The sequence below is a fragment of the Motiliproteus sp. SC1-56 genome (assembly GCF_017309075.1).
In the GTDB taxonomy this organism is placed as follows: Bacteria; Pseudomonadota; Gammaproteobacteria; order Pseudomonadales; family Balneatricaceae; genus Motiliproteus.
Genome location: NZ_JAEMGS010000010.1, coordinates 14,945 through 40,375 on the forward strand (window position 1 = coordinate 14,945; position 25,431 = coordinate 40,375).

At 62.5% G+C, this 25,431-nt stretch carries 19 protein-coding genes; 3 read left to right on the forward strand and 16 right to left on the reverse strand.

Translation table 11 applies throughout. The features are described from left to right. Nucleotides 1-104 precede the first annotated feature (104 nt). Nucleotides 105-1,727: a phospholipase D family protein gene (locus JGZ97_RS12150; RefSeq protein WP_242521733.1), complete on the forward strand. Its 1,623-nt coding sequence runs from the start codon at nucleotides 105-107 to the stop codon at nucleotides 1,725-1,727. 60 nt (nucleotides 1,728-1,787) lie between these two features. On the opposite strand, the gene JGZ97_RS12155 is transcribed toward JGZ97_RS12150, so the two are convergent. Then, nucleotides 1,788-3,887 carry a mechanosensitive ion channel family protein gene (locus JGZ97_RS12155; protein WP_207062900.1) on the reverse strand — a complete coding sequence of 700 codons (2,100 nt, stop codon included), beginning with the start codon at nucleotides 3,885-3,887 and terminating at the stop codon, nucleotides 1,788-1,790. Between the two features lie 381 nt (nucleotides 3,888-4,268). Here JGZ97_RS12155 and JGZ97_RS12160 point away from each other — a divergent pair, with 381 nt between their 5' ends. After that, nucleotides 4,269-5,066, forward strand: coding sequence for a hypothetical protein (locus JGZ97_RS12160; RefSeq protein ID WP_207062901.1), 798 nt, complete (start codon nucleotides 4,269-4,271; stop codon nucleotides 5,064-5,066). 307 nt (nucleotides 5,067-5,373) lie between these two features. Here the strand turns inward: JGZ97_RS12160 and JGZ97_RS12165 are convergent, their stop codons facing one another. The 6 genes from JGZ97_RS12165 to JGZ97_RS12190 form a co-directional block, all read right to left on the reverse strand. Further along, a complete protein-coding gene (locus tag JGZ97_RS12165) occupies nucleotides 5,374-6,180 on the reverse strand; it encodes an OmpA family protein (RefSeq protein WP_207062902.1) in 807 nt (268 codons plus the stop codon). A gap of 18 nt (nucleotides 6,181-6,198) precedes the next feature. Next, nucleotides 6,199-6,582 (reverse strand): DUF4398 domain-containing protein, encoded by a 384-nt coding sequence (locus JGZ97_RS12170; protein ID WP_207062903.1) that lies wholly within the window; start codon nucleotides 6,580-6,582, stop codon nucleotides 6,199-6,201. Between the two features lie 347 nt (nucleotides 6,583-6,929). Beyond that, nucleotides 6,930-7,610 carry an META domain-containing protein gene (locus tag JGZ97_RS12175; RefSeq protein WP_207062904.1) on the reverse strand — a complete coding sequence of 227 codons (681 nt, stop codon included), beginning with the start codon at nucleotides 7,608-7,610 and terminating at the stop codon, nucleotides 6,930-6,932. 383 nt (nucleotides 7,611-7,993) lie between these two features. After that, nucleotides 7,994-9,193, reverse strand: coding sequence for an enoyl-ACP reductase FabV (fabV, locus tag JGZ97_RS12180; RefSeq protein ID WP_207062905.1), 1,200 nt, complete (start codon nucleotides 9,191-9,193; stop codon nucleotides 7,994-7,996). A 114-nt stretch (nucleotides 9,194-9,307) separates the two neighbouring features. Beyond that, nucleotides 9,308-10,921, reverse strand: coding sequence for a methyl-accepting chemotaxis protein (locus JGZ97_RS12185; protein WP_207062906.1), 1,614 nt, complete (start codon nucleotides 10,919-10,921; stop codon nucleotides 9,308-9,310). 242 nt (nucleotides 10,922-11,163) lie between these two features. Continuing rightward, on the reverse strand, nucleotides 11,164-12,714 hold the full coding sequence (locus tag JGZ97_RS12190) for a DUF3369 domain-containing protein (RefSeq protein WP_207062907.1): 1,551 nt from the start codon (nucleotides 12,712-12,714) through the stop codon (nucleotides 11,164-11,166). A gap of 225 nt (nucleotides 12,715-12,939) precedes the next feature. On the opposite strand from JGZ97_RS12190, the gene JGZ97_RS12195 reads away from it, so the two are divergent. Next, nucleotides 12,940-13,773: an endonuclease/exonuclease/phosphatase family protein gene (locus tag JGZ97_RS12195; RefSeq protein ID WP_207062908.1), complete on the forward strand. Its 834-nt coding sequence runs from the start codon at nucleotides 12,940-12,942 to the stop codon at nucleotides 13,771-13,773. A 39-nt stretch (nucleotides 13,774-13,812) separates the two neighbouring features. Here JGZ97_RS12195 and JGZ97_RS12200 read toward each other — a convergent pair whose 3' ends face one another. From JGZ97_RS12200 to JGZ97_RS12240, 9 genes are all read right to left on the reverse strand, one after another. Continuing rightward, nucleotides 13,813-14,904: a tryptophan 2,3-dioxygenase family protein gene (locus JGZ97_RS12200; protein ID WP_207062909.1), complete on the reverse strand. Its 1,092-nt coding sequence runs from the start codon at nucleotides 14,902-14,904 to the stop codon at nucleotides 13,813-13,815. An 88-nt stretch (nucleotides 14,905-14,992) separates the two neighbouring features. Continuing rightward, nucleotides 14,993-18,112, reverse strand: coding sequence for an efflux RND transporter permease subunit (locus tag JGZ97_RS12205; RefSeq protein ID WP_207062910.1), 3,120 nt, complete (start codon nucleotides 18,110-18,112; stop codon nucleotides 14,993-14,995). Further along, nucleotides 18,109-19,356 carry an efflux RND transporter periplasmic adaptor subunit gene (locus JGZ97_RS12210; RefSeq protein WP_207062911.1) on the reverse strand — a complete coding sequence of 416 codons (1,248 nt, stop codon included), beginning with the start codon at nucleotides 19,354-19,356 and terminating at the stop codon, nucleotides 18,109-18,111. The genes JGZ97_RS12205 and JGZ97_RS12210 overlap by 4 nt, the downstream gene beginning before the upstream one ends. Nucleotides 19,357-19,360: 4 nt before the next feature. Beyond that, nucleotides 19,361-20,788: an efflux transporter outer membrane subunit gene (locus tag JGZ97_RS12215; protein WP_207062912.1), complete on the reverse strand. Its 1,428-nt coding sequence runs from the start codon at nucleotides 20,786-20,788 to the stop codon at nucleotides 19,361-19,363. Nucleotides 20,789-21,032: 244 nt separating this feature from the next. Next, entirely contained in the window at nucleotides 21,033-21,794 is a 762-nt protein-coding gene (locus JGZ97_RS12220; protein ID WP_207062913.1) for an enoyl-CoA hydratase, read from the reverse strand. After that, a complete protein-coding gene (locus JGZ97_RS12225) occupies nucleotides 21,794-22,783 on the reverse strand; it encodes a nitronate monooxygenase family protein (protein ID WP_207062914.1) in 990 nt (329 codons plus the stop codon). Before JGZ97_RS12225 ends, JGZ97_RS12220 begins: the two co-directional genes overlap by 1 nt. Then, nucleotides 22,770-23,366: a DUF2889 domain-containing protein gene (locus tag JGZ97_RS12230; protein ID WP_207062915.1), complete on the reverse strand. Its 597-nt coding sequence runs from the start codon at nucleotides 23,364-23,366 to the stop codon at nucleotides 22,770-22,772. Before JGZ97_RS12230 ends, JGZ97_RS12225 begins: the two co-directional genes overlap by 14 nt. Beyond that, the gene (locus JGZ97_RS12235) at nucleotides 23,363-25,042 is read right to left on the reverse strand and encodes an AMP-binding protein (protein WP_207062916.1); all 1,680 of its coding nucleotides are present in this window, start codon (nucleotides 25,040-25,042) and stop codon (nucleotides 23,363-23,365) included. The genes JGZ97_RS12230 and JGZ97_RS12235 overlap by 4 nt, the downstream gene beginning before the upstream one ends. 45 nt (nucleotides 25,043-25,087) lie before the next feature. Further along, nucleotides 25,088-25,402: an SCP2 sterol-binding domain-containing protein gene (locus tag JGZ97_RS12240; protein WP_207062917.1), complete on the reverse strand. Its 315-nt coding sequence runs from the start codon at nucleotides 25,400-25,402 to the stop codon at nucleotides 25,088-25,090. Between the last annotated feature and the right edge of the window lie 29 nt (nucleotides 25,403-25,431).

The following is a 25,431-nucleotide window of genomic DNA, read 5'->3' on the forward strand; positions in this document are numbered from 1 at the left end:
CGCCAAGCGGTACGAGAATTCGACGCCCGACGATTCCTTTCATACCCTTAACGATGAACTATTAAAGCGCGTGATAAACAACCACACGTAAGGATGCACCGGCCATGTTAAAAGCGCACTGCAATTTGACTGCACAGGGAGCAATTAGCGACACCCTCGATGAAGCGAACGGGCTGCCCCTCCCCTGTCAGCGCCTGCTCACGACCCTCGTACTCGCCCTGATGCTGACCGGGTGCGCCCTGCCCCCCATGCAGGAGCGTCAGGAGAGTCGCTCGTTTTCCCCGGTACAGACGCGCGAGACGACACTGGGCAACGCGATCATGCCCCTGGTGGAGCGCCACGACGGGCTGAGCGGCGTGCACTTGATGAACAACCCCTTCGATGCCTTCGTCGCGCGTGCACTGTTGGCACGCCATGCCGAGGCCTCCCTGGATGTGCAGTACTATATCTGGCAGCCCGACATCACCGGGACCCTGCTGCTGCAAGCACTGCACAAGGCAGCCGAACGCGGGGTCCGGGTACGTATGCTGCTGGACGACAACGGCATCAACGGGATGGACGAGCTCCTGGCCGCCATGAACCTTCACCCCAACGTGGAAATTCGCTTGTTCAACCCCTTCGTGGTCAGAAGCCCCAAGTGGATTGGCTACCTGACCGATTTCGGGCGCCTCAACCATCGTATGCATAACAAGTCCTTTACCGCGGACAACCAGGCCACCATCATCGGCGGGCGCAACATCGCCGATGCCTATTTTGGCGCGGGAGAGGGCGCTATGTTTGCCGATCTTGACGCCCTGACCGTCGGCCCGGCTGCGAACCTGGTGTCCACCGACTTCGACCACTACTGGGCCAGCAGCTTTGCCTGGCCTGCCGCGCAGATTCTGCCTGAAGCGCCCGAAAATGCCGCCTCCTGGCTCCAGGACCGGTTTGAATTGAACCGCGACAGTGAGGCGGCCTCTGATTACGTGCGCGCCCTGGAGGAATCTACGCTCCTGCAGAAGCTGACCGCCAGAGAGCTGGAGTTCACCTGGGCCCCGGTTTCAATGGTGAGTGACGACCCCAGCAAGGTCCTTGGGGAAGAGAGCCAGGAAGCGCTGATGAGCCAGCAACTGAAAGCGGCGCTGGACGATCCGCGCCAGCGGGTCACCCTGGTGTCCCCCTACTTCATTCCCCGGGACGCCGGCGTGGAGCTGTTCCGAAACCTGGAGGAGAAAGGGGTCGAGGTTCACATACTGACCAACTCCCTGGAAGCCAACGATGTGGCCATGGTGCATGCTGGCTACTCCAAGTACCGCGATCCCCTGTTGGAGGCCGGCGTTCAACTCTACGAGATGCGGGGACTGGACGTGGTACGTAAAAAGGGGGGACGCTTCCAGGCCGGCTTGATGGGAAGCTCCGCTTCCAGCCTGCACGCCAAGACCTTCGCCGTGGACGGCAAGACCCTGTTTATCGGCTCGTTCAACTTTGACCCGCGTTCGGTCAATATCAACACCGAGCTGGGGTTTGTGATCGAGAGTCCGGCACTCGCTCAGCAGCTGGAGACGGCGTTTGCCGAACGTATTCGCGAGAGTGCCTACGAACTGTTCCTGAACGATGAGGGCGAGCTGCGCTGGCGTGAATACAGTGCAGAGAACCCGATTGTCCACGAGAAGGAGCCAGGGACCGGCGCGATCAAACGGTCGATGGTGTTCTTCTTTTCCCTGTTGCCGATAGAAACGCTGCTGTAGAAGGCTCGCGCCTGCAGGCACCGCGCCCGCAGGCAAGGCGCCGTTTGGTTTTCACCCCGCTCAGGGCTCCTGATCGCTTGGCGGGGACCCCGAGGGGTGGCGCGAACGGCTCAGGATGCGACCAGCACCGGCCTCGACCGCAGCTTCGGCAACCGCGGCTGAATCAAGGGTTTCACCCGCCCCCTCGGGCATACGGATACGAACCTCGGGATGGGCGAAGGTAATGCCGGCGTCCTGCAGGGCGTCGCGCACCCGGGTGTAGGCTTCCCGCCGCAACACCCATTGCTCGCCGGGCTTGGAGGTGAACTTCATCCGCACGATCAGCGCCGACTCTTCCACCCGCGAAACCCCCTGGGATTTGAGGGGAAGCAGCAAATTGGGGCCCAGTTCCGGGTCCTGCTGCAACTCCTGCCCCACCTTCTTGACGATCTTTCGAACCCGCTCGATGTCGGTGTCATAGGGCAAGCGAATCTCCATCTTCATGGTGACCCAGTCCCGGCTGAGGTTCTTGATCGTGGAAATGCTCCCGTAAGGCACCGTCTGCACAGCGCCCAGGTGGTGGCGTAGCTGCATCGAACGCAGAGAAATTTTCTCCACGGTCCCCCTCAGCTCGCCGGTTTCAATGTACTCCCCCCGTCTGAAGGCATCATCGACGAGAAAGAACACCCCTGATATCACGTCCTGCACCAGCTTCTGGGCGCCGAAACCGATCGCGATGCCCACCACACCAGCGCCGGCAATGAGCGGCCCGATCTCCACCCCAAACGCACTCAGCACACTGAGCACGGTAGTCACCACCAACAACACCAACAACATGCTGCGCAGCAACGGCAACAGTGTTTCGGTGCGTGTGCCGCTGGTACCGCCCCCTTCACCGGGATCCAGGCTCCCGCTTTCGAGGCTGTCTGTAGGCTCCGGCAGATGACGTTCGATCGATGAGTAGATCAGCTGCCAGGCAAAGTAGGCCAACAGTAAAATCAGCAGGGTGTCCACCACCACCGACATCAGGCGCTCGGCCCCCAAATCACGCAGCAGCTCGAAGGTTCCGAGCCCCCAGGCCTCGGCCAGGGACAGCAAAGCGACCGCCACCATGATGACTCGCACACCGTTTTGCAGCACGCTGCGCATGCGCTTGCCGCGTTGCTCGAAGCTATGGGATTGGAACCAGGGTAACGCGGTCATACGTACCAGTAACTTTGCCAGCAGGCGGTCCACCAACGGAAACAGTAGCGTCACCCACCAGCTGAGACCCACCTTCGCTGCCAGGTCAGGGTTACCGGCCATCAGGTGGAATCCCCAGAGCGTCCACAGCAACATGAGCCAGGCTGAAAGCAGCCAGGGCCAGCTTTGCCGTATCAGTTGGGCCAGGGGCGTGGTGGCGGGGGCTTGCTGGCTCAGCAACTGCTGCAAGGGTTGGCGCTGCAGCCAGACAATCGCGATGAGAATCAGGGTCAGGGTGGCACCGGAAACCACCCGCAGCACGGTGACCAGCTCGAGGGGAAAGCCGGTACCCTGCAGAAGTCCAATCAACGCACGGTGAACCAGAAACAGGGCAGCAAACACCACCAAATAACGGTGTAACCGACGTGCCCGTTGGTTGCTGAGCGGAATCAGGCGTGAGCCTCCCGTGTCCCGCTCGGGATTCAGAATCCAGGCCGACACCATCGCCACCAGTCGCAGCCAAACGGCAGTGCTCAGAACGGCGCCGAAATAGAGCCCCACGGCACTGTTGTCATCCCTGGTGAGAAACAACAGCGACAGGGCAATGGCAAAGATGGCCAGGCGAATCAGGCTGACCCCCATGCCCACCAGGTTGGCGCAGAACGTTTCGAACCAGCTGCGGAACTGCTGCTGACGGGCCCCGCGTACCATGCGGTTTATAGGAATACTGAGCAGACGTTCGATCAGGTAGGCGGCAACGAGGGCGAAAAGCGTGTAAAACACCAGCATCTGCCCGGAATCAAAACGGCTGCTTTCGATGATCTGATCGATAACAACCGCCAACCGGTCGTCCGCCTGGGGCCAGCTGTCGCGCAACAATCGCATCTGTTGCTGCAACTGGCTGCGCGCCGCGTCAAAGGAAAATGATTCTGTAGGGACCTGATCCTGCTGCGCCTGCAACATCTGGTGCAGCTGCTCACGCACCTCTTTGTCGGTCATCGAGGCCATTGCCTCCGGGGCCGTCGCTGCGGGGTTAGCGACTGTGCAAAGCGGCAGCAGGAAGAGCAGCAACGCAAGCAACGCGCGCCATCCTTGGACAAGAGTAGACGGTGTCATGGCGAATCCGTTGTGAACCGTTTTTTGCTTAGTTTAGTTGGCTTTGCCGCATTGGGACGCCACAGCAACTGCTCTACTCAGCTTCCATGGCGCCTATGCGCCCCTTGCCCGGGGCAAGGCACCTGCTGGGGCATCAAAGTCGAAGCCGTCCCGTCGGGGCGAAGAGCCTAGGCTGGGCTAAAGTATTCGATGGGCAAAACCGGTGTACCGGCCATCTGCCGATGAATCCCCGGGACGCCTAATCCATCAACCTCGGTACTGCGTATGATTTCTTCTAAAAGCTACCTTACGGGTGCAGCGCTCAGCCTGAGCCTGATGCCGGCCGTTGCATCGGCTCAGTCTGACGCCGACCTCGCCCAGCAACTCGCTAATCCGGTCGCCAACCTTATCAGCGTGCCACTGCAGCTCAATTACGACCACCGGATCGGTGCCGACGACGGGAATCGCTGGACCTTAAACATTCAACCGGTCGTACCAACCGATTTCAGCGAAAGTACCCTGCTCATCTCGCGCACCATCGTGCCATTGGTCCACCAGGAAGACACCCGGCCGGGAGAGTCCAGCGAAGGCGGCATCGGGGACGTGGTCCAGAGTTTCTTCTTTTCACCGAAAGACAGCGGCAGCCTGACATGGGGCGTTGGGCCTGTGTTCCTGCTTCCCACCGCCACCGACGATGACCTGGGCAGCGAGAAATGGGGAGCGGGCCCGACAGCCGTCGCACTCTACCAGGCCGGCCCCTGGACGGTCGGTGCGCTGGGTAACCATATCTGGTCTTTTGCCGGCTCCGATAACCGCCGCGACGTGGATGTCACTTTCGTACAACCCTTTGTCAATTACACGACCCCGAACGCCACCAGCTTCTTTGCAAACCTTGAGGCAACCCATGACTGGGAATCCAGGGAGTGGGCGATTCCCATCAACATCGGCGTCAACCAATTGCTAAAGATCGGCCAGCAATCGGTGCAGATTGGCGCGGGCCTGCGTCACTGGCTCGACTCAACGCCCGGGGGGCCAGAGGACTGGGGGCTGCGGTTCAACCTCGTCTTTCTTTTCCCAAAATAAGCGACCACTGAGTCCCTCTCAAACACCCGCCGCAGATGAGGCGCAGGCAACGAGTCGGACAGGAGGCAAGGCCAGAACTCACACCTCTTTCCCCGGGACTGAGGCTTAGGTGCGCGGTAGATTCAGGTCGAAGAAGGTTTGATCAAAGGAAGAAGGTTTGATCAACAAGGAAGGCGTCTAGGGACAAGACTCAACGCCCCTGGCAACGGGGCGTTGAATATCGATTACGATAAAAGGTCGCGGAAAAATCACCACCGGCAACCTTGGCCTGCACCGGCCAAGGTTGCCGTACTCGCCTGGTCAGCCTCTACCGGCTCTTGATGTTACCTTCTTTATCCGAGATCACGATCTCGACGCGGCGGTTCAGCTGGCGGCCGGCCTTGGTGTCGTTGCTGGCCACGGGGTAGGCTTCCCCGTAGCCTTGCACCTCTACCCGGTCACTGGCAATGCCCTCACCCAAGAGGGCGTCGTAAACGGCCATGGCGCGAAGCTCGGAGAGTTTCTGGTTGTAATCTTCATCACCGGTGCTGTCGGTGTAGCCTTCAACGCGCACCCGACGCTCCTCGTACTGCTGCATAAACTCCGCGAGGCTGGCGATGGTTCGCTCGCCAGATGCCTTGAGCTTGGTTTCGTTCAGGTCAAACAGGACATCACCCAATGTGAGCACCATGCCGCGGTCGGTTTTCTCGGCTTTCAACGCTTCCATCTGCGCGCGCAGCGCTTCCGCTTCCTGACTTTTCATCTCCAGCATCAGCTGGTTGCGGCGGGCGTCGACCTCGTCACGACGCTCCTTGGCGGCGTTGATATCGCTTTCCAGGGCAGCACGGCGCCCCTGCTGCTGGGCGATTTCGCCATGACGCAGCGCCAGATAGGCAGCCTGCTCGACCTCTTCCACGTCAGCCCCATCCTCCAGCAACGCCTCGGCTCTTTCGAGCTCCTCCTTGGCGCTGCGCATCTGGCTGGCGCCGCTGCGAGCGACATCCGGATCCTGCTCAATCGCCGAGTAGGTGGCCCTGGCTTCTTCGAGTTTTGCGTTGCTGGGCGGCGTGCTGGCACAACCTATCATCAAGCTGGTCAGCCCGACCGCGACCACAATCGAATAGATACGATTCATGATATTGATCTCCTTGCGTTACTGTTTCTGCATTTCCATGTCGAGCTGTTTTTTCAATTCTTCGATGTTGGCGTTGATCTCGTCCATCACGATCTGCGCCTTCGCCGTCTCTGACTGCGCGGCAGCCAGTTGGGCATCAACCTCGGCCTGCTCCAGAAGCGCCTTCGCCTGTTCGTACTCCTCTTCTTCCATCAGCTTGCGCGCATCAGCCAGTTTATTCTGCGCCTGGTTAAGCAGGACCGGCTCGTGCTTCCGGGCATTGGCCTCTTCCGCCTGCCGAATGGCTGCTTCGGCGAGTTGCATCTCGCTGTCTGGCCTCGGCCCTGGGCCTGAGCAAGCCGCCAGGGTTGCGGACATGCCCAGAAGGACGATCATCCGCGGTATACGATTGCGCTGTTTCATAAAAGACTCCCCTGTCTACGATCGACCGTCGTCCGACGGAACAAGCAACGTTATTCAAACAATGTTGTTGCGTTTTAGTAACGCACCCGGAGTAACTATAGCAGTGGATTAGAAAGCCAAGACAAACCTGCGAGTGCAATGATCTTCTCGAAAAAGGCCTATTTTTTGCCCTGAATTTCACGTCAAAATCAGCCCAGCTGGACGGCAAAAAAAGGGCCAAGTGCGCGTTGAACGGGAGCGCTGTATGCTCTCGCTGAGCAAGCGGCTCTATTCAAGCCCAGGTCAAGCCCAGATCAAGCCCAGCGCCACCTTCGGCGCTAAGTTCGAACAGCAAGCCGCCAGCGGGTTCAATTCATATAGACCGCTTGAAAGGTTAGCAGTACCTGATTCTGCTGGTTAAACAGAACCAGTTTTTCCCCGGTAATTTCATAATGGGTTGTCGCCAGCAGAGCCTCGCTGAGTGCCTGCTCCTGCGCCATCCCGTCCATGCACATCTTTCGGGTGTTGGCGATCCCTTCAAAGCGTAAAGCCTTTGGGGGCGCTGTCACGTATTGGCCGGTAAACTGGTTGCAACCCAGAAAGCCGCTAACCCGACCGTCCATATAAAGCCGCATGTTGGGCTCGCGGGCGCCAACGGTCACGGCCTTGCCCCCCAGGGTGATGGCTTTCCAGTAGGTATTGGTCAAACTCGAATCCGGGATCCTGGCTTTTTGTAGCATGACCTTGACGGGCGTGGCGGGCGCCCCGTTGCTGAAAGGATCCGTGTGCTCGGTGGTGGTATAGCGTAGTTTCCCGTCCTGGGAGATCTGGGCCCTTAGGTTGTAGCGCATGTTGGCGACCACCTGACCGGCATCGTAGCTCAGTTCAACCCGGTATGGCGGCCCACCTGCAATCGGCACCGTTTTGCTGGCCAGCACCTTGGCAGGCACATCCATGCGCGACACATCCGCCAGGGTAACGGTGAGCTCGGAGCCCGGCGGCAACATACTGCGATCACGGTAAAAGGCTTCGACTTCCAACGTGCTCATCTGGGGCTCTGCTCCCGTCTCTTGTGGCGTTTGATCCATCGTGCTGCTGCACGCCCCCAGCAAAAGGCTGGCTAGGGCCGCAATCGGCAGGCCCCGCTTTACGCTCATCATAGTGGTCCCTCAACTCTGTCACCGCTCTCTTCGTTAACCAAATGTCGAGCCCGGCCCTTGTTAGGCACGCCGCTGACGCTTACTTAATTTAGTCAAAATAACGGGAGCATGAGCGACCGCATGCCCCTGGTCAGGCACGCTTGTCGGGAACGGCTAATGCAATTTCAAACGGAGGATGCGGAGCGGTCTGTTTCGGCAGGCCCTTAGACGGGCATAAAAAAGCCGTCGCATAAAAGCGACGGCTTTTTAAACTTAACGGTTTTAGCGCTGTTTTAGACTTCGACCACGTCGAAGTCTACCTGCGGATCGACGTCAGCCTCGTAGTCCACCCCTTCAACGCCGAACCCGAACAGGCGCAGGAATTCATCCTTGTAGCCCTGGTAATCGGTCTCCTCGAACAGGTTTTCGGTGGTCACACGCGGCCAGATTTCACGGCAGGCGTCCTGCACTTCGGGGCGCAGCTCCCAGTCATCCATGCGGATCCGGTTGCTGTCGTCCAGGTTGGACACCTCACCCGACGCGCTGAACAGCTGGGTGCGGAACAGGCGGTCGATCTGCTCCATGCAGCCTTCGTGCAGTCCCTTCTCTTTCATGACTTTGAAAGCCATGGCGATGTAGAGCGGCATCACCGGAATTGCGGAGCTGGCCTGGGTAACCACGCTCTTGAGCACCGCCACGTTGGCACCACCACCCTGTTTCGCCAGGCGGGCATTGATCGCGCCGGCAGCCCGGTCAAGGTCCATCTTGGCCTTACCCAGAGCACCGTCCCAGTAAATCGGCCAGGTGATGTCAGTACCGATATAGCTGTAGGAAACCGAGCGGCAACCCTCGGCCAGTACGCCGGCCTTATCCAGCGCATCGATCCACAGCTCCCAGTCCTCTCCACCCATGACGGTGACGGTATCAGCGATTTCCTGCTCGGTCGCCGGCTCCACCTCCGCCTCGATAATGCGGTCCTTGTTGGTGTCCACGGCGGTCGAGCGGTAGGGCTCGCCGATGGGCTTGAGACAGGAGCGAACCACTTCACCGGTATCAGGCAGCTTACGCACCGGGGAAGCCAGGGAATAGACCACCAGATCCACCTGACCCATGTCTTCTTTGATCAGCTCGATCGCTCTCTGCTTGGCCTCGTGAGAGAAGGCGTCGCCATTGATGCTTTTGCTGTAAAGCCCTTCGGCCTTGGCCGCCTTGTCAAAGGCAGCGGAATTGTACCAGCCAGCCGTGCCGGGCTTTTTCTCTGTCCCCGGCTTCTCAAAGAAGACCCCGAGGGTAGCAGCGCCACAGCCAAAGGCAGCCGCAATGCGCGAGCTCAGGCCGTAGCCGCTGGAGGACCCGATCACCAGCACCCGCTTGGGCCCGTCGATCGGACCCTTGGCCTTGGTGTACTGAATCTGCTGCTGAACGTTGGCCGCACAACCTTCCGGGTGGGTGGTGGTGCAGATAAATCCACGAATTTTTGGCTTGATGATCACGGTAAAGAACGCCTTGTGTTCTGGGATGTATTGATTTTAGCCGCCCATTATACCCCGCAGAACGCGGAAAAACCTACCGCCCCGCTCCCGGGGGGATAGGCTCCCCTTGCTGGTTCAATGGGTTTTAAACTGCCCCAGTTGCATCGATAACTCGCCAGCCAGGCTGTTGACCCGCCCGCTGATCTGGTTGGACTCCTCGGCATCGCTACGGGTGCGGTTGGCCTCATCGCTGATATTAATCACATTGCGACCGATATCTTCAGCCACTTTGCTCTGCTCCTCAGCCGCCGTGGCGATCTGCTGTGCCATGTCGGCAATGGTCCCGACAGCCTGGGTGATCCGTCCCAGCGCTTCGCCCGCCCGGGCCGCCTGGGTCGAGCAGGAGTCCGCCTGGGTGCGACTGCGGTTCATGGCGCTGACTGCACCCTTGGCCCCACTCTGGAGCCGTTCGATCATCTGCTGGATTTCGTCGGTGGACTCCTGGGTGCGCTGGGCCAGGGTACGCACCTCGTCGGCGACAACGGCAAACCCGCGTCCGTGTTCGCCGGCCCGCGCCGCCTCGATCGCCGCATTCAGCGCCAGCAGGTTGGTCTGCTCGGCCACCCCGCGAATCACATCCAACACGGTGCCGATGTTATCGGTTTCCTTCTCCAGCGCTTCAAGAGCGCCGCCGGCCTGCTCCACTTCCCCGGTCAGGGTCTGGATCGCACCGATGGTCCCGCCGACAACGCTCTCCCCCTCCCGGGCTTCGCTGTCGGCATCCTTCGCCGCCTGGGCCGCCTGCTCGGCGTTGCAGGCCACTTCCTGCACCGTCGACTGCATCTCGGTCATTGCCGTGGCCACCTGATCTGCCTCGCTCTGCAGCCGCTGCATCCCCGCCAGGGTGGTGTCAGCCACCCGGGACAACTCGCCACTGGCCGTGCCCAACTGTTCAGTGTCACCGGTAAAGCGCTCGATCAGCTGACGGATGTTCTCCACAAACTGGTTGAACTGCCCGGCCACCAGCGCCACCTCGTCCTTACCTTCGTCGTCAAGGCGTACCGTCAGGTCCCGGGCGCCGGAGGCCACGTTGGCCATCGAGCGGTTCAGCTGGTTCATGGCGCCGATTACCCGCCGGTAAAGCAGTATCAGGCAGGCCCCCAGCAACAGGGCAATGACGACGCTAGTCGTAAGCACCACCATGCCAGCATGGTGGATAGAGGTTTCCGCTTTTTGTGCCGAAGCCTCCAGTTCCGTCTCCACCTCACCCGCAAGCCCCTCCAGCGCCGTGGCCAGTGCAGAAGAAACGTCGTCGAAACCGCCCGGTCCCCGCATGATGGCGTTGCCCGCTTCGGTGCCCTCACGCACGTAAGCGCGCGCCATCTTGACGCCCATATCGTGAAGGTCGCTCACCTGCCCTTTCAGCACTTCGACCCGCGAAGCCAACTCCGGTGCCTCTTCGGCAAGCTGCATCAGGCTGGCGTGGGCACCCTCGAGGCTGGCCCGGGCTTCGGCCATCGCCTCCTCGTCCCGGGTGGCCCCCACGTCGGTGAGAAACTGCTGTATCTGGACCACGTAATAACGGGTGTTTTTAATGGCGATAACCGCGTGCCCCTGCTCCGTCTCCTCCTGGATCGCGCTCTTAGTGGACTGCAACTGTGCCTGGGTGGCCAGGTAAAGGACCACCAGGGCAATCAGGGTCAGTCCCAGGGTTATCTGCAGCATCCGTTTGATGGTTAACATCGCCATGTAGGGCACTCCCTCATCTATTCGCCGTCGACCGGCAACCGGTTTCTTCATGAGATAAAGCCCTTAAGCTACCACAATTACGCTTGGACAAAAGATTGATTTGAATCATCTTTAATGCCCGAACGAAGGGAGCGGACGGCGCCACCGGGCGGCGAGAAGCTCCCCGGAGGATTTTGACCAATTGGACTGTTAGCAGGGGGGGGATTCGGGGTGATTCGGGGCAATTAAGGGGAGGCGAAAACTTAACTGGCGGATGTGCCCGGATCGGGATGCCGTTCGCGAATGGCTATGAACGCATCAAGGTTGCGGGTAAACAGCTGAACCAGGTCCGGGTCAAAGACACTGCCGCTGCGCTCTTCAATGTATTTAACTACTTTTTCCATGGGCCAGGGCTCCTTGTAGCAACGGCGGGTACTGAGGGCGTCAAAGACGTCGGCGATCGTCGCGATACGCGCCCAAACCGGGATTTCGTCCCCCTGCAGTCCGTCCGGATAGCCTTTACCGTCCCACCGCTCGTGGTGATGGCGCGCAATGTCGGCCCCCGCATCCAGCAGCGGCAGACCGGACCCCGCAAGCATCCTATGGCCGAACGTGGCGTGTTTTTTCATCTGCTGCCACTCGTCGTGGGTAAGCTGGCCGGGCTTTTTTAGCACCGCGTCGGCGACCCCGATCTTACCCAGGTCATGGAGCGGGGAAGCGTCTTTGATCATCTGCGCCGCCTCCTCACCCAAGCCCGCCAACCGGGCCAGCTGCTCGCAGTAGAGCGCCACCCGCTTCACGTGGGAGCCGGTTTCCGGCGAGTGATTCTCCACCATGTCGCCCATTCGATAGACCAGCTCCTGCTGGGTACTGCGCAGCAGCTCGCTGAGATCGATGTTGTCCAGGGCAATGTTGAGGTTTTCGGTCAGCATGTTGATCAGGTGCTGGTCTAGGGTGGAAAGGGCCACCGGCCCCTCCAGGTAAAACATCACTACATGCTGTTGTCCGGCGCAGAAAATAGCGGCACGCTGATCTTCGAACTGGTTTTGCTGAGCCTGAATACTCGCTTCCAGCAGGCGCCTGACTGCCGGCTCCAGCTCTTCCAGGCGCACGAACTTGGTCTCACCGGCCGGCTGGCCGGGTAGAATCACCTCGAACTCTCCATCCACCGGACAGAAGGCCTTGACCTGGTAGAGGTAGATCACGGTCTGATCCAGGTTCAGGAGGGCCGCGAGCTGCTCCAGGGTGGCGTCCACGAACTGGGTCAGGGCGTGCTTCTCATAGATTCCGCGTGTGGCGCGAATCACCTTCTCTAGGCCGAGGCGGCTTTTGTGCAGGGTTTCGATGTCCCGGTAGGCCCGCAGGCACGCGATCATCAGGGTGTAGAGCTTCTGAGCAGATAGCTCGGTCTTGTCGCGGTAATCGTTGATATCGTAAGTGGCGATCACCTCCTGCTCCGGTGCTTGACCGGGCTGACCGGTACGCAGCACGATGCGTACATCCTGGTTCTTAAGCTCCTGCCGTATGTAGTGGACCAGATCAAGCCCCGCGCGATCGGACTCCATCACCACATCCAGCAGCAACACCGCGATATCCCGGTGCTCGTTGAGGATACCGCGGGCCTCGTCGGCACTGTAGGCGTGAAGCAGTTCCAGCGCCCGCTCGTCGTAAGTCATCGAGCCCAGGGCCAATTGCGTCACCCGGTGCACCGACTCCTCGTCGTCCACCACCAGCACCAGCCACGGTGGCTTTTCAAACCGTTTATCAGCCGTGGCCGCGGGTTGCTCATCGGAAAACAGCAGTTCGTCACTCATGGGCTTGGCAAGGGCTAAGGCCTTTTCCTTACATCAAAAAATGAAGCTTTTTCAGCTTAGTATATCCTTGCCCCGAAGCGTTCCCCTGGGTAACCCGACACCCTGTATCCCATAACCGGGGCCATTCCCTCCTGCGCACACCTGCTCCGTGCAGGCGGGGAAGACAGCAGAGCGCAGTGACCGCGGCTAGACTTGTTCAGGTTCGTACCCGTGGAGACAGAATCGATGTTAACCCGCAGGCGCCACCCGCCGGCACGGCTGATCAGGCCCCGGCGCAGCCCGCTCCCCTCGCCGGAGCCCAACAACCGCTTGCGCCTGCTCTCGTTCAACATCCAAGGGGGCATTAACAGCAGCGGCTTTCACCACTACCTCACCCGCAGCTGGCAGCACCTGCTGCCCCACCCGCGCAAGCAGGATAGCCTTTCGCGTATCGCCCGGGTGGTGCGTGACTTCGACATGGTGGCCCTGCAAGAGGTGGACGGCGGCAGTTTCCGCAGCAGCTACGTCAACCAGGTCCGCTACCTGGCCGAAGCGGCACAATTTCCCTACTGGTACCAACAGCTCAACCGCAACCTGGGACGAGTTGCCCAACATAGCAACGGACTGCTGAGCCGGTTCCACCCCGAGATCATCGAGGATCACCGCCTGCCGGGGCTGCTGCCCGGGCGCGGCGCCATTATCGTGCGCTTCGGCGCCAAGAAACCGCAACTGACCCTGGCCATGCTGCACCTTTCATTGGGCAGCCGCTCGCGCCTGCGCCAGCTGCAGTACGTGCGCGAGGTGATCGGTGACGAGGGAGAAGTGGTAGTCATGGGGGATCTGAATGTTCACCACGAACGGATTACCCGGCTCTCGGCCCTGGAGGATATCGACCTGCGCTCTCCTGAAGGCCACTTCCCCACCTTCCCCAGTTGGCAGCCGGCGCAGTCCCTGGACCACATCCTGGTGTCATCCGGGATCAAGGTGCATCAGGCCCGGGTTCTGGACTTCGCCATTTCGGACCACCTGCCCATCGCCGTGGAGGTCGAGCTTCCGGCGCCCTTGATCAACCCTTCGTGATCAACCCCCTGCAGCCCCTGATCCGCTCCCGGCAGTCCCTCAGCCGCCCCAGTCGCCGCGTCCGCTGAAATGAAAATCCAGATCCCGACGCAGGGCATCGGGCAGGGTCGGGAGGCGTGAGCGGGGCAGCAGGAACGAGGCTAGGCTGAACAGGTCCTCAAACACCCGCGGCGGCTCCGGTCCGAGGCGCGTCGAGGCGGCACCGCTCAGGCCGTTATTGCAGCGCCCCAGCAAGCGCTTGATCATGAGCGTATTCTGGTAACGCCAGGTGCAGAGTCCCTCGTCCACCGCCACCAGCCGGTTGAGCACCCGGAAGGGCTGTTGCAGCACCGGCTCGTCCCGGTAAAGCTGAATAAACAGCGCCGCCAGCATCGCCTCCTGGCTGAAACGCACCTTGTTATCAGCCCGCAGTTGAGCGTAGCGAACCGAATCAAACAGGCCGTCGAAACGGGCAATGGTTTCGCTGAGCTCACGCACGTGCGCCCGCTGCTCAGCCGGTGACAGCCCGCCATCACCCTCCAACGCGCTCAGGTCATCGTTGAGCATCGCGGCGGTGGCTTTGAGGTAATCACGCCAGAAATCGTAATCCCCGTAGTGAAGAAAAGGCATGCGGGCCAGCCAGCTCTCCACCCCCGTAAAGAGGCTGTCCTGCCCCTCCAGGGACTTCAAGTGGTCGCGATCCGCCGGCTTGAGGGCTCGAAAAAAGGAACAGCTCTCCAGCAGGCCCGGGGCGGCGCGCCTCACACCCAGGCGCAGCTCGATTTCACGGAACTGAACACTCTGAAAGCCACGTGGCGAGGAGAGAACGTCGCGGAAATCGAGAAAGTCCAGGGGAGTCATGGTTTCCAAAACCCTGACCTGCTCCACCAGCAACCGCTCAATCGCGCTGATACGCTCCAGCCGGCTCTCCACCGTGCCCAGGGCGCGCTCCTGCAGCGCATCACTGTCAAACAGCCGCTGAATAGAATCCAGCTCGTGAAGGATTTCCTTGAACCAGAGCTCGTAGGCCTGGTGCACGATGATAAACAGGGTTTCATCGTGAGCCTCGGGCCTGGCGGGTGCCTGGGCGCCGAGGATCTTCTCCAGTTGCAGATAAGCGCCGTAGTCGGTATCTGCGGGTATATTGCTCATGGCCGGATCCAGTGACGTTGAAGGCGGGAAGCGAGGTCAGCAATCAGCCGACAAACAGACCTACCTACAGTGTAGCCCCAGCCGCCGGCTACCCCTTCTGCATCTCAGGCGCCCCGGGGTGGGTTTCCCCGGCCCCGAACAGGCGCCTGAGGTCCTCCAGCACCAGGTAGTTGACCGGCACCACCAACAGGGTGATCAGGGTCGCGAACAGAATCCCGAAACCCAGCGAGACCGCCATGGGAATCAGGAACTGGGCCTGGGTGCTCTTCTCGAAAATCAACGGCATCAAGCCGGCAAAGGTGGTCAGGGAGGTGAGCAGGACCGGCCGAAAGCGCGCCGCCCCCGCCGCCCGCACCGCCGCCCCCAGGGCGACGCCCTGGCGTTTCTGACGGTTGATGTAATCAACCAGCACCAGGGAGTCGTTGACCACCACCCCGGTCAGGGCCAGCATGCCCATCAGGCTCATGATGGTCAGGTTCATCTCCATCAGCCAGTGGCCGAACACGGCCCCCACGAGGCCGAAGGGAATCACCGACATCACGATGAAGGGTTGGGCGTAGGAGCGGAAGGGGATTGCCAGCAGGCAGAACACCACGAAGAGCACGAACAACATGCCCCAGAACAGCCCGGAGAAGGAGTCCCGCTGCTCCTTGGCCTCCCCCTCGAAGCTGACCTGGATGCCCGGGTAGTCGGCCAGGCGATCGTCGAGGAACACCTGCAGGTCGCGCTTGATAAGGGTCAGGTCGGCCAGCTCCTTGTTGGCGTCAGCGCGGACATTGACGGTACGTTTGCGGTCGATGCGATAGATCGTGGCCGGACTGAGTTCGGGCCGCAGCTCCGCCACCTCGCGGAAAGGCACTTCGAGCCCCTCCGGGGTGCGGATCTTCATCCGTTCCAGGGTCTCCAGGGAGTAACGTTCGGCAGCAGGGTAGCGCACCAGCACCTTGACCTCGTCGCGCCCCCGCTGAATGCGCTGCACCTCGAATCCGAAGAAGGCCTGGCGTACCTGGCGCGCCAGGTCGATCAGGCTGACCCCCAGCAGCTCTGCCTCCGGGGTCAGGGCCAGTTGCAGCTCCTGCTTGCCGTTGGAAAGGCTGTCGCTGATGTCAAAGACATGGGGGTAGCCGGCCAGGCGCTGGCGCAGCTCTCCAGCCAGCTGGCGCAGGCGCTCGAGGTCATCGCCCCGCAGCTGGATGTCCAGGGGATCGCTGGAACGGCCGATCTCGGCCCGGTAGGTAATGCTCTGGGCCCCGGGCACGGCGCCGATCAGACGCCGCCACTCGCGCACCAGCTCGGAGCTGGTCACCTCCAGGGTGCGCAGTTCCGGCGCCACGATCTCGAACATCACCCGCCCGCGGTTGGCCGCGATGCCCTCGCCCGCCCCGGTGGTGGAGAGAATATGGGTGATGACACTCTCGCCGGTGCCCGGGTCCACGTACTTGGCCTGCAGTGCCTGGGCCGCTTCCGTGATGCGGCTGATCTGACGGTCAGTGACGGCGAAAGGGGTCCCCACCGGCATCTCCAGGGCAGCACGGGCCACCTCGCTCTGCACCCGGGGAAAGAACACGAAGCGAGTCCAACCGCTGAGCACCGCGGCCAGCACCAGCAAAGCGACACCGAACACCGCCGCCAGGGCCAGGTAACGCCGCTCCAGCACCCGGTCCAGGAAGGGGCTGTAGAAGCCGGCAATAAATCGCTCCAGGCCGCGGGCGACACCCTGCTGAAAGCGGGAGAACACCCCGTAGTCACGCGGCGGCTTGAGGTGTCGCAGGTGAGCCGGCAGGATCAGTTTGGATTCGACCAGGGAGAACAGCAGCACCGGAATCACCACCAAGGGAATCTGCTCGAAGATGGCGCCGCGGCGCCCTTCGATCAACAGCAGCGGAATAAAGGCCGCCACCGTGGTCAGCACGCCGAAGGTGACCGGCACCGCCACCTCCCGGGTTCCCTCGATGGCGGCGCGCAGTCCCTCGCCATGGCGGCTGAAATGGCTGTAGACGTTCTCACCGGTGACGATGGCGTCGTCCACCACGATCCCCAGCACCAGGATAAAGGCGAACAGGCTGGCGATGTTGAGGGTCACCCCCAGCTCCGGCATCAGCAGAAAGCCGCCCATGAAGCTGATGGGAATGCCGACGCAGACCCAGAAGGCCACCGTCGGGCGCAGGAACAGTGTCAGCAGCAGCATGACCAGCAGTCCGCCCTGCAGGGCGCTGTTGGTAAGCGTGGTCAGGCGGGCCTTGACGATTTTCGAGCGGTCCCGCCAGTAACCCAACTGAACTCCCTCTGGCATCTCGTGGCGCGTGGCGTCGAGGTAGTCACGCACCGCCGCCGCCACCTCGATGGAGTTCTGGTTGCCCACCCGGTAGACCTCGATCCCCACTGCCGGCTGGCCGTCAAAACGCCGCTTGATCGGATCCTCGGCAAAACCGTCATCGATGTGGGCCAGGTCCCCCAGCTCGATACGCGAGCCGTCGGCCCGGGTCAGGATGGGAATGCGGCGAAACTCCTCGGCGCTGTAAGCCTGGCCCCGGGTCCGTACCAGAATGTCGGCGCCCCGGGTGCGGATATTGCCGGCGGAGAGGTCCAAAGAGCCCCGTCGTACCGCCTCGGCCACCTGGGCCAAGGTCAGGCCGTACTCCTGGAGCACCAGTTCCGGCACCTCGATGGCCAGCTCATAGCGTCGGGGCGCATCCAGGTAGACCTGGGTGACGCCGGGCAGGGCGGCAAGATCGTCGCGTACCCGCTCGGCGATCTGGCGCAGGGCCATGGGATCCCGCTCACCGTAGACCACGGCGCTGATCACCTCGCGACGGAACTCGGTGATGTTGACCACCGGCCGCTCGGCCTCCTCGGGAAAGCGGTTGATGGCATCCACCCGGCTCTTCACATCGTCCAGCAAGAAGCGGGTGTCGTAGCCCTTGGCCACCTCGATGTTGACCTGGGCCGCCCCTTCAGAGGAACGGGAGCTGATCTGCTCGATCCCCTCCAGGTCCTGGACCGCCTCCTCGATGCGGATGGTGATGCCCTCCTCCACCTCCGCCGGACTCGCGCCCGGGTAGCTCACGGTAACGTTGATCCGCTCCAGTTCGATGGTAGGAAACACCTCGAGGGGCGTTCGGTTCAGCAACGCATGGCCGCCGAGGGCGAGGATCAGCACCATCAGCAGGTTGGCGGCAACCGGATTGCGGGCAAACCAGGCGATCATGAGCGGTCGCCACCGGCAGCGGGGGCAGATTTCACCCGCGCATCAGCGGGCGTCCCCCCGTCGCCCTTTTGAACGACCGGAGCGCCGTCCACGGTCGCCTCAACCCGTGTGCCCGCGGCCATGGCCCCCACCGGGGTCAGATTGAGCACTTCCCCGGCCTCGAGTCCACTGCTGATCACCACGTGATCGTTGTCGGTCCAGCGCGGGATTACTTGCCGCGAACGCAGGCGCCCGCCCTCAATCAGCATCACCTGGTTATCCTGGGTCAGCGTCTCGCGGGGCAACACGAACACGTCCTTGAGGCGTTCTCCCTGGATACGTGCCTTGACGAACTGGCCGACCTTCAGGGGCGGTTTGCCCTGGGGGTCGAGGCGATACGGATCATCCACCTGGGCCACCACGAAGAGCTGACGGCTCTGCGCATCAATGGCTCCCTCCACCCGCACCACGCGCCCCTGCCAGAGGTAGGTGTCACTGCCCACCTGGGCTTCCAGGGTTACCGGCGGCAGAGCGCGACTGGTCACTTCACCACCCCGGTAACGCTCGGGCAAGCGAATGAACTCCAGCTGCCGGTTATTGAGGGGCAGGCGCACTTCGACGTAATCCACCGCGTAGATCTCGGCCAGAGTATTGCCGGCGGAAACCACCTGGCCCAAACCCACCGCTTTAGACAACACCCGCCCGGCGTAGGGCGCGGTGATGCGGGTCCGCTCCAGGTCAAGACGGGCCCGGGTCAGGCGCGCCCGGGCGGAAGCAATGGCCGCCTCGGCGGCGGCCAATTGTGGCTTGCGCAAAACCAGCTCCCCGGCTTCTCCCTGGCCCAGTCGCTGCCAATCGCGACGGGCCTGCTCGGCCCGGGCCCGTTCCTCCTTGAGACGCAGTTCAGCCTGCACCAGCTCCGCCTCGGCCACCGCCACCTGGGCACGGTAATCCCGGTCGTCGATGCGCAGCAGCTCGTCCCCGGCCTCGAAAAACGCCCCCTCGCGCAACTGCTCGGAGATCGCCACCACCTGACCGGAGACCTGGGCTACCAGGGGACCCTGGGTACGAGGCCGCACCACCCCGTAGGAGTCGAGCACCACCTGGAATTCCTCCGCCCGCAAGCGGGTCCCTTCCACCGTCATGGCAGCGGCCGGTGCGGCACGCCCCCGTTTAGCCTCGGGCGGGTTTTGCAACAGCCAATACGCGCCACCGGCGCAGAGGGCCAGCACCAGCAGGGGAAGCAGACCCCGGCTCCATCGCATGGGATTATCCTCGTGGTTGATCGCCGGCCCCGGCCGGCTCGGTGGATGCCCCGTTGGAGTCTTCTACGCTAATAAAGTCTCCGCCCAGGGCTAAATAAAGGTCGATTCGATTACGCCAACGCGCGGCCTGCGCCTGCAAAAAGGCGCTGCGGGCGTTAAACGCCCGGCGCTGTGCTTCAAGCACGGTAATAAAGTCCACCAACCCGGCTTGGTATTGCTCGACAGCCAGCTCCTCGGCGCGCTCCGATTCCAGCCGCGCATCGCTCAAGGCCTGCACCTGCAGCGCCAGCGCCGCCTCCTGCTGCAACGCTGACTCCACCTCGTTAAAGGCCTGCAGCAGGGTGTCCAGGTAATCGCCGACCCGCTGGTCGGCCCGGGCACGGGCCGCCGCTTCCAGCGCTTCCAGACGGTGACCGTCGTACAGCGGTTGGGTCAGCCCGGCCAGCAGGGACCAGACAACCTGGTCGGCGTCGAAAAGATCACCCAACTCCTCGCTACCGGCGCCAAGCCGCGCACTCAGCCGCAGGCTGGGAAAGCGGTCCTTGTAGCGGCGGGCCAGCTCGGCTTCATCCCGGGCCAGGCGCAGGTGGGCGCTGCGTATATCGGGGCGGCGCTCAAGCAGGGCTGCCGGCAACCCGACCGGCACCGGGCCAGGAAAGGGGGGCAGTTCGGCGGCAACTGTCGGGGACGCCCCGGGGTAACGGCCCAGGCGCTGGGCCAGGGTTCGCCGCGCATCGCCCAGCGCCTGCTCGCGCTGCGCCAGGCGACTGCGCTCGGCAGACAGGTTGGCCCGGGCCAGGTGGATATCGAGCGCGCTGATCAGACCACTGCGAAACCCTTCCTCCAGCACCTCGAGACTGTTCGCCAAATTGTCCACCAGTTGCCGGCTCAGGTCCCGTTGGCGCAGCGCCTCGGTGGCGGCGAACCAGTCCCTGGTCAGGTCAGCCACCAGGGTCTGGCGGGTACGGCGCATGGCCTGCTGCTCCGCCTCCGCGTCCAGTATCGCCGCACGGGCCGCGTCGGAAAGTTTGCCCCAGAGATCCAGCTCGTAGCCCAGGGTCAGCGCATAACTGTAGTCGTCCGCCGCACCGCCACCGGAAGAGCGTTTTGCGCGCCCGCCCTCGATACTCGCATCTAAAGCAGGCTTGAGCGGCGCACCCGCGACTTGAGCCTGGGCCAGAGCCTCGCTCAGGCGCGCCTCGGCGCGATGCAGATCGGGGTTGGCGGCCAGCGCCTCAATCACCAGTTCCCGCAGTTGTGGCGAAGCCACCCGTCGAAGCCAGGCGGTTTCCACAGCTCCTTCCGGCGCCGGCTGCTGCCAGCGCGGCGGTGGCGTGAATTCGGGCGCTAGCACCGGGCGCGCTGACCCGGGCAGACAACCGGTCAGCAAGAGAGCAAAGCTCAGCACGAAAAAAGCAGCGGGGCTGGGCACGGCTTAGGCGAACTCCCAATAGAACAAGGACTTCAATCTTACTGAGAGGCGGGCTTAAGTGCACCGTTCTTTTTCAAAGAACCACGGGGGCGGACGCACCCGTTCGACGGTCCGTGGGGAATGTGCCAGGTTAGTACCTGGCTCGACCTGGGATGGGCCCGTGTCTCAAGCTGCATGCGGGAGAGACGGCGCTGCCCTCCCCCGCTTCGAGCCACCCCACGAACAGTCGAAGCGGCCTTTCCCCTTACTCAAAGGCCGAAAAATCCGGCGCTCTTTTCTGCTGGAACGCCATCAGCGCTTCATGCGCCTCGGGCGAAGTCAGACGCTCGCGAAACGCAGCCACCTCCTCATCCAGCACCTGCGCCACCGGTTTCCCCGCCTGGGACTTGAGCATCGCCTTGGCCTGGGCCAGGGCGGCGGGGGGCTTGGCGGCGAGTTTGCGGGCCTGGTCCTGAACCCGGGCCTCGACCGCATCATCGGCCAGCACCCCGTTGATCAAACCCAGCTCCCGGGCGGTGCCGGCATCAAAGGGCTCGCCCAGCATCAGAAGCTCCGCCGCTCGGGCATGGCCGACCATGGCCGGAAGCAGCAGACTGGAGCCACCCTCGGGGACCAGCCCCAGGTTGACGAAGGGCAGCTGAAAGCGGGCGCCTTCACCGGCGTAAACCAGGTCGCAGTGCAGCAGCAGGGTGGTGCCGATACCGACCGCCGGCCCCCTCACTGCCGCCAGCAGCGGCTTGGGGAAGGCGGCGATGGCATGGAGGAATTCCAGGGCCGGCCCGGGGCCGGCCTCACCGGCGGCGATAAAATCACCGATGTCGTTGCCGCTGCAGAAGCAGTCACCCGTGCCGGTGATCACCACCGCCCGCACTCCGGCGTCGGATGCAGCGCCTTTGAGGGCGTCGGCCAGCGTCTGGTACATGGCCCGGGTCAGGGCATTACGCTTTTCCGGGCGGGCCAGGGTCAGGGTAAGAACCCGATCCTCCAGGTTTTTGGAAACACTCATCATTCACCCCCTCGAAAGCAGCGCGAGCGGGACTCGAGCTCTTCGATGGCCCCGCAATACTCGGCCCGCAGGCGCGCCACCAGCTCGGCCACCGGGGGCGCATCGCTGATACTGCCCACCCCCTGCCCCGCCGACCAGATATCTTTCCAGGCCTTCTGTCCCTCTTCCGGCGCCTGCAGCTCGGCGCCGAAGTCGACGTGTTTCTTCTCGTCCAGATTCTCGGGCAGCATGCCGGCCCGGGCTAGGCTCTCGCGCAGAAAGTTGGCCGCCACCCCGGAGATTTTCGGGGTATAGACAATATCCGCGGCTTTCGCGGCGTTGACCATCGCCTGGTATTCGCTGCCGGCGCGGCTCTCCCGGGTGTTGATAAAGCGGGTGCCGAGGTAAGCCAGATCCGCCCCCATCAGCTGCGCGGCTGCGATATCAGAGCCCTTGGAGAGCGCGCCGGCCAGCACCAGAGTGCCGTCGAAGAACTCCCGGATCTCATTAACCAGGGCGAAGGGGCTGAGCGTGCCGGCATGCCCGCCCGCCCCTGCCGCTACCGCGATCAGACCGTCAACGCCGGCTTCGGCAGCCTTGCGGGCGTGGCGCAGGTTGATCACATCGTGAATCACCTTGCCGCCGTAGCTGTGCACCGCCTCGACCACCTCGCGGTTGGCTCCCAGGGAGGTGATGACCAGGGGCACCCGGTGCTTGACGCAGATCGCCAGATCCTCCTTCACCCGCGGGTTACTGTGGTGAACGATCAGGTTGACCCCGTAGGGAGCCGGTTTTTCTCCCGTCTGCGCCTCGAAGGCCTGCAGAGCGGCTTCGATCTCCAGCAGCCAGGCTTCAAACCCCTCACTGGTGCGCTGGTTCAATGCGGGGAAAGTCCCCACCACCCCCGCTTTGCAGGTATTGATCACCAGCTCCGGGCCGGAAACCAGAAACATGGGAGCTGCGATCGCCGGCAGCTTGAGGCCGGCCGTGAGAGTTTCAGATACGCTCATACTCGTCTTCCTTTTCTTTGTTCGCATCGGGTCGCGCCGCGTCGCGGTCCTGGTTCTTGTCCTGCCAATAGCGCTGCACCACGGGCCCGTCGGCCGCCAGGCTGTGGCAGCTGTCGGTGAGAAATTCGCGTACCGCGGCACTGTCCCCATCGTAGCCGGACGCAGACTGCCAGAGGGTCTGATACGCGGTCGTAGCGATGGGGCCGAGCAGCTCTACCAGGTGAGTGCAGCCCTTCACGCCGGCAAGCAGCGCCTTAACCTGCTGGCGAAAGCCCGGCACGATGCGCAGACCCACCAACTGCTGAAAGGCGGGCGTGATCGCCGGGCAGGTCGCAAAGGGCGCGGCCTCAATTTTCGCGCTCACCGCGTGGATGAGCAGCTGCTGGTCCAGGGTGAGGGTCAGGGTGATATCGTGCAGCGGTTCGCCGGCGGCGATGCGCCCGCGATCCTCGTTGGCCATGTCGAAGCTCTTGATATCGCGCATACGGCCTTCGATCTCCCAAAGGCCGTCATTGCGGACATAGCCCCGACAACTGACGTCGCGGCTGTGCAGCAGGGTGCGACGGGCTGCGGGCAGGTTCATGCGCCGGCCTCCGCACTCTCCACGGGCTGCTGCTTGAGCGCCCGACGCAGCACCTTGCCCACGTTGCTTTTCGGCAGTTCGTCGCAGAAAACCACGCTACGGGGCACTTTGTATGCAGCCATGTGGGCGCGGCAGTGGTCGCGCACCGCCTGCTCGGTCAGATCTGGATCGTCCGCCACCACGAACAGGCGCACCGCCTCGCCGGTGCCCGGATCAGGAATCCCCACAGCGGCGCATTCGCGCAGCCCCGGGTGGCTGATGGCCACGGCTTCAACCTCGTTGGGATAGACGTTGAACCCTGAGACGATGATCAGGTCCTTCTGCCGGTCCACGATCTGGATAAAGCCCTGATCGTCAAGACAGGCCATATCGCCGGTTCTGAGCCAGCCTTCCTCATTGAGCACCGTGGCGGTCTCCTCGGCGCGCTTCCAATACCCCTTCATCACCTGGGGTCCACGCACCCAAAGCTCACCGGCAATGCCCGCCGGCTGCTCCTCGCCCTCGGGCGATACCACCTTCACCTCGGTGCTGGGCAGGGCCTGGCCCACGGTGCCCAGGCGAATATTGTGCGGCTGATTGAAACTTACGCCGGGCGAGGTCTCGGTGAGCCCGTAACCTTCCACCACCGGGCAGCCGGTAACCTGCTGCCACTGTTCGGCGGCGGCACGGGTCAACGCCATGCCACCGGAGGCAGTGAGGTGCAGCCGGGAGAAATCCAGCTTCTGGAACCCGGGATCCCGACACAAGGCGACAAAGAGGGTGTTGAGTCCGGCAAAGCCGGTAAAGGGCCGGCGCTTGAGCTCTTTGACCAGCCCCTTCAGGTCACGGGGATTGGGGATCAGCACGCTGTGGTTGCCTGTAGCCACCAGCAACAGACAGTGCAGCGTAAAGGCATAGATGTGATAGAGCGGCAGCGGCCCGACAAAAACCTCGTGACCTTCGGTAAAGCTGCCTTTCAGATGCTCATGCAACTGCAGGTAGTTCGCCACCAGGTTGCCGTGGGTCAGCATCGCTCCCTTGGCAACCCCGGTGGTGCCGCCGGTGTACTGCAACACCGCCAGGGTCTGGGCATCCGGCTTGGCGGGCTCCCAGTCCCGTCCCGCGCCAAGGCGCAGAGCCTGCCGCAGGGTGATCGAACGGGGGAAATGATAGCGTGGAACCTGGCGTTTGAGGTAACGGACGGCGCCGTTAAGCAGGGTGCGTTTCAGGGGAGCGTGCAAATCGGCGACCTCGGTCACCACCACCTGCTCGATCTCGGTCTCCTTGATGATCGAGGCGGCCTGGTGGGCCATATTGGCCAGCACCACCAGTGCCCGGGCCCCTGAATCTTTAAACTGGTGCGCCAGTTCACGGGGGGTATACAAGGGGTTGGTATTGACGACCACCAGTCCTGCCCGCAGGGCGCCGAACGCCACCACCGGGTACTGAATGAGGTTAGGCAGCTGCACGGCGATGCGGTCGCCCGGCTCCAGCCCCGCCTCATTGAGCAGGTAACTGGCGAAGGCGGCGGACTGCCGCTCTAGCTCGGTATAGGTCAGCGTACGCCCGAGACTGGTAAAGGCCGCCCGCGGACCATAACGGCGGCAGGCATCCACCAGCACCTCGTTGATGCTGGCATATCCCCGGGAATTAATCGCCGCCAGAGGCGGCGGCGAAGATGAAAGCGTGGCGTTCATCGGATGTCTCTAGCTGGATTTCAAAAGGGCGGGAGGATACTCCTATCAGCCGGCAGGAAACAGGTCCGTCAGCCGCATCGCCAGCATCATATCGCCGCTGACCTTGAGCTGACCGCTCATAAAAGCCTGCATGCCGTCCAGCTCGCCATCGAGCAGCGCTTCCAGCGTCGCCGCATCCAGCACCAAGGTGGCGTCGGGATCGTCCGCCGCCCCGGCCTCCAGCTGACAGCGTCCTTCAGCGATATGCAGGGCATGCTCGCTGCCATCCACCTGGTACTGGAAAATGGCGCTCAGGCTGCCCGCGGCCTGGGGGTCAAAGCGCTCATGCATGCGGCTCATCAGGGTTTCAGATTGACTCATGGGATACTCCTAGATTGTTGTTATCGTAA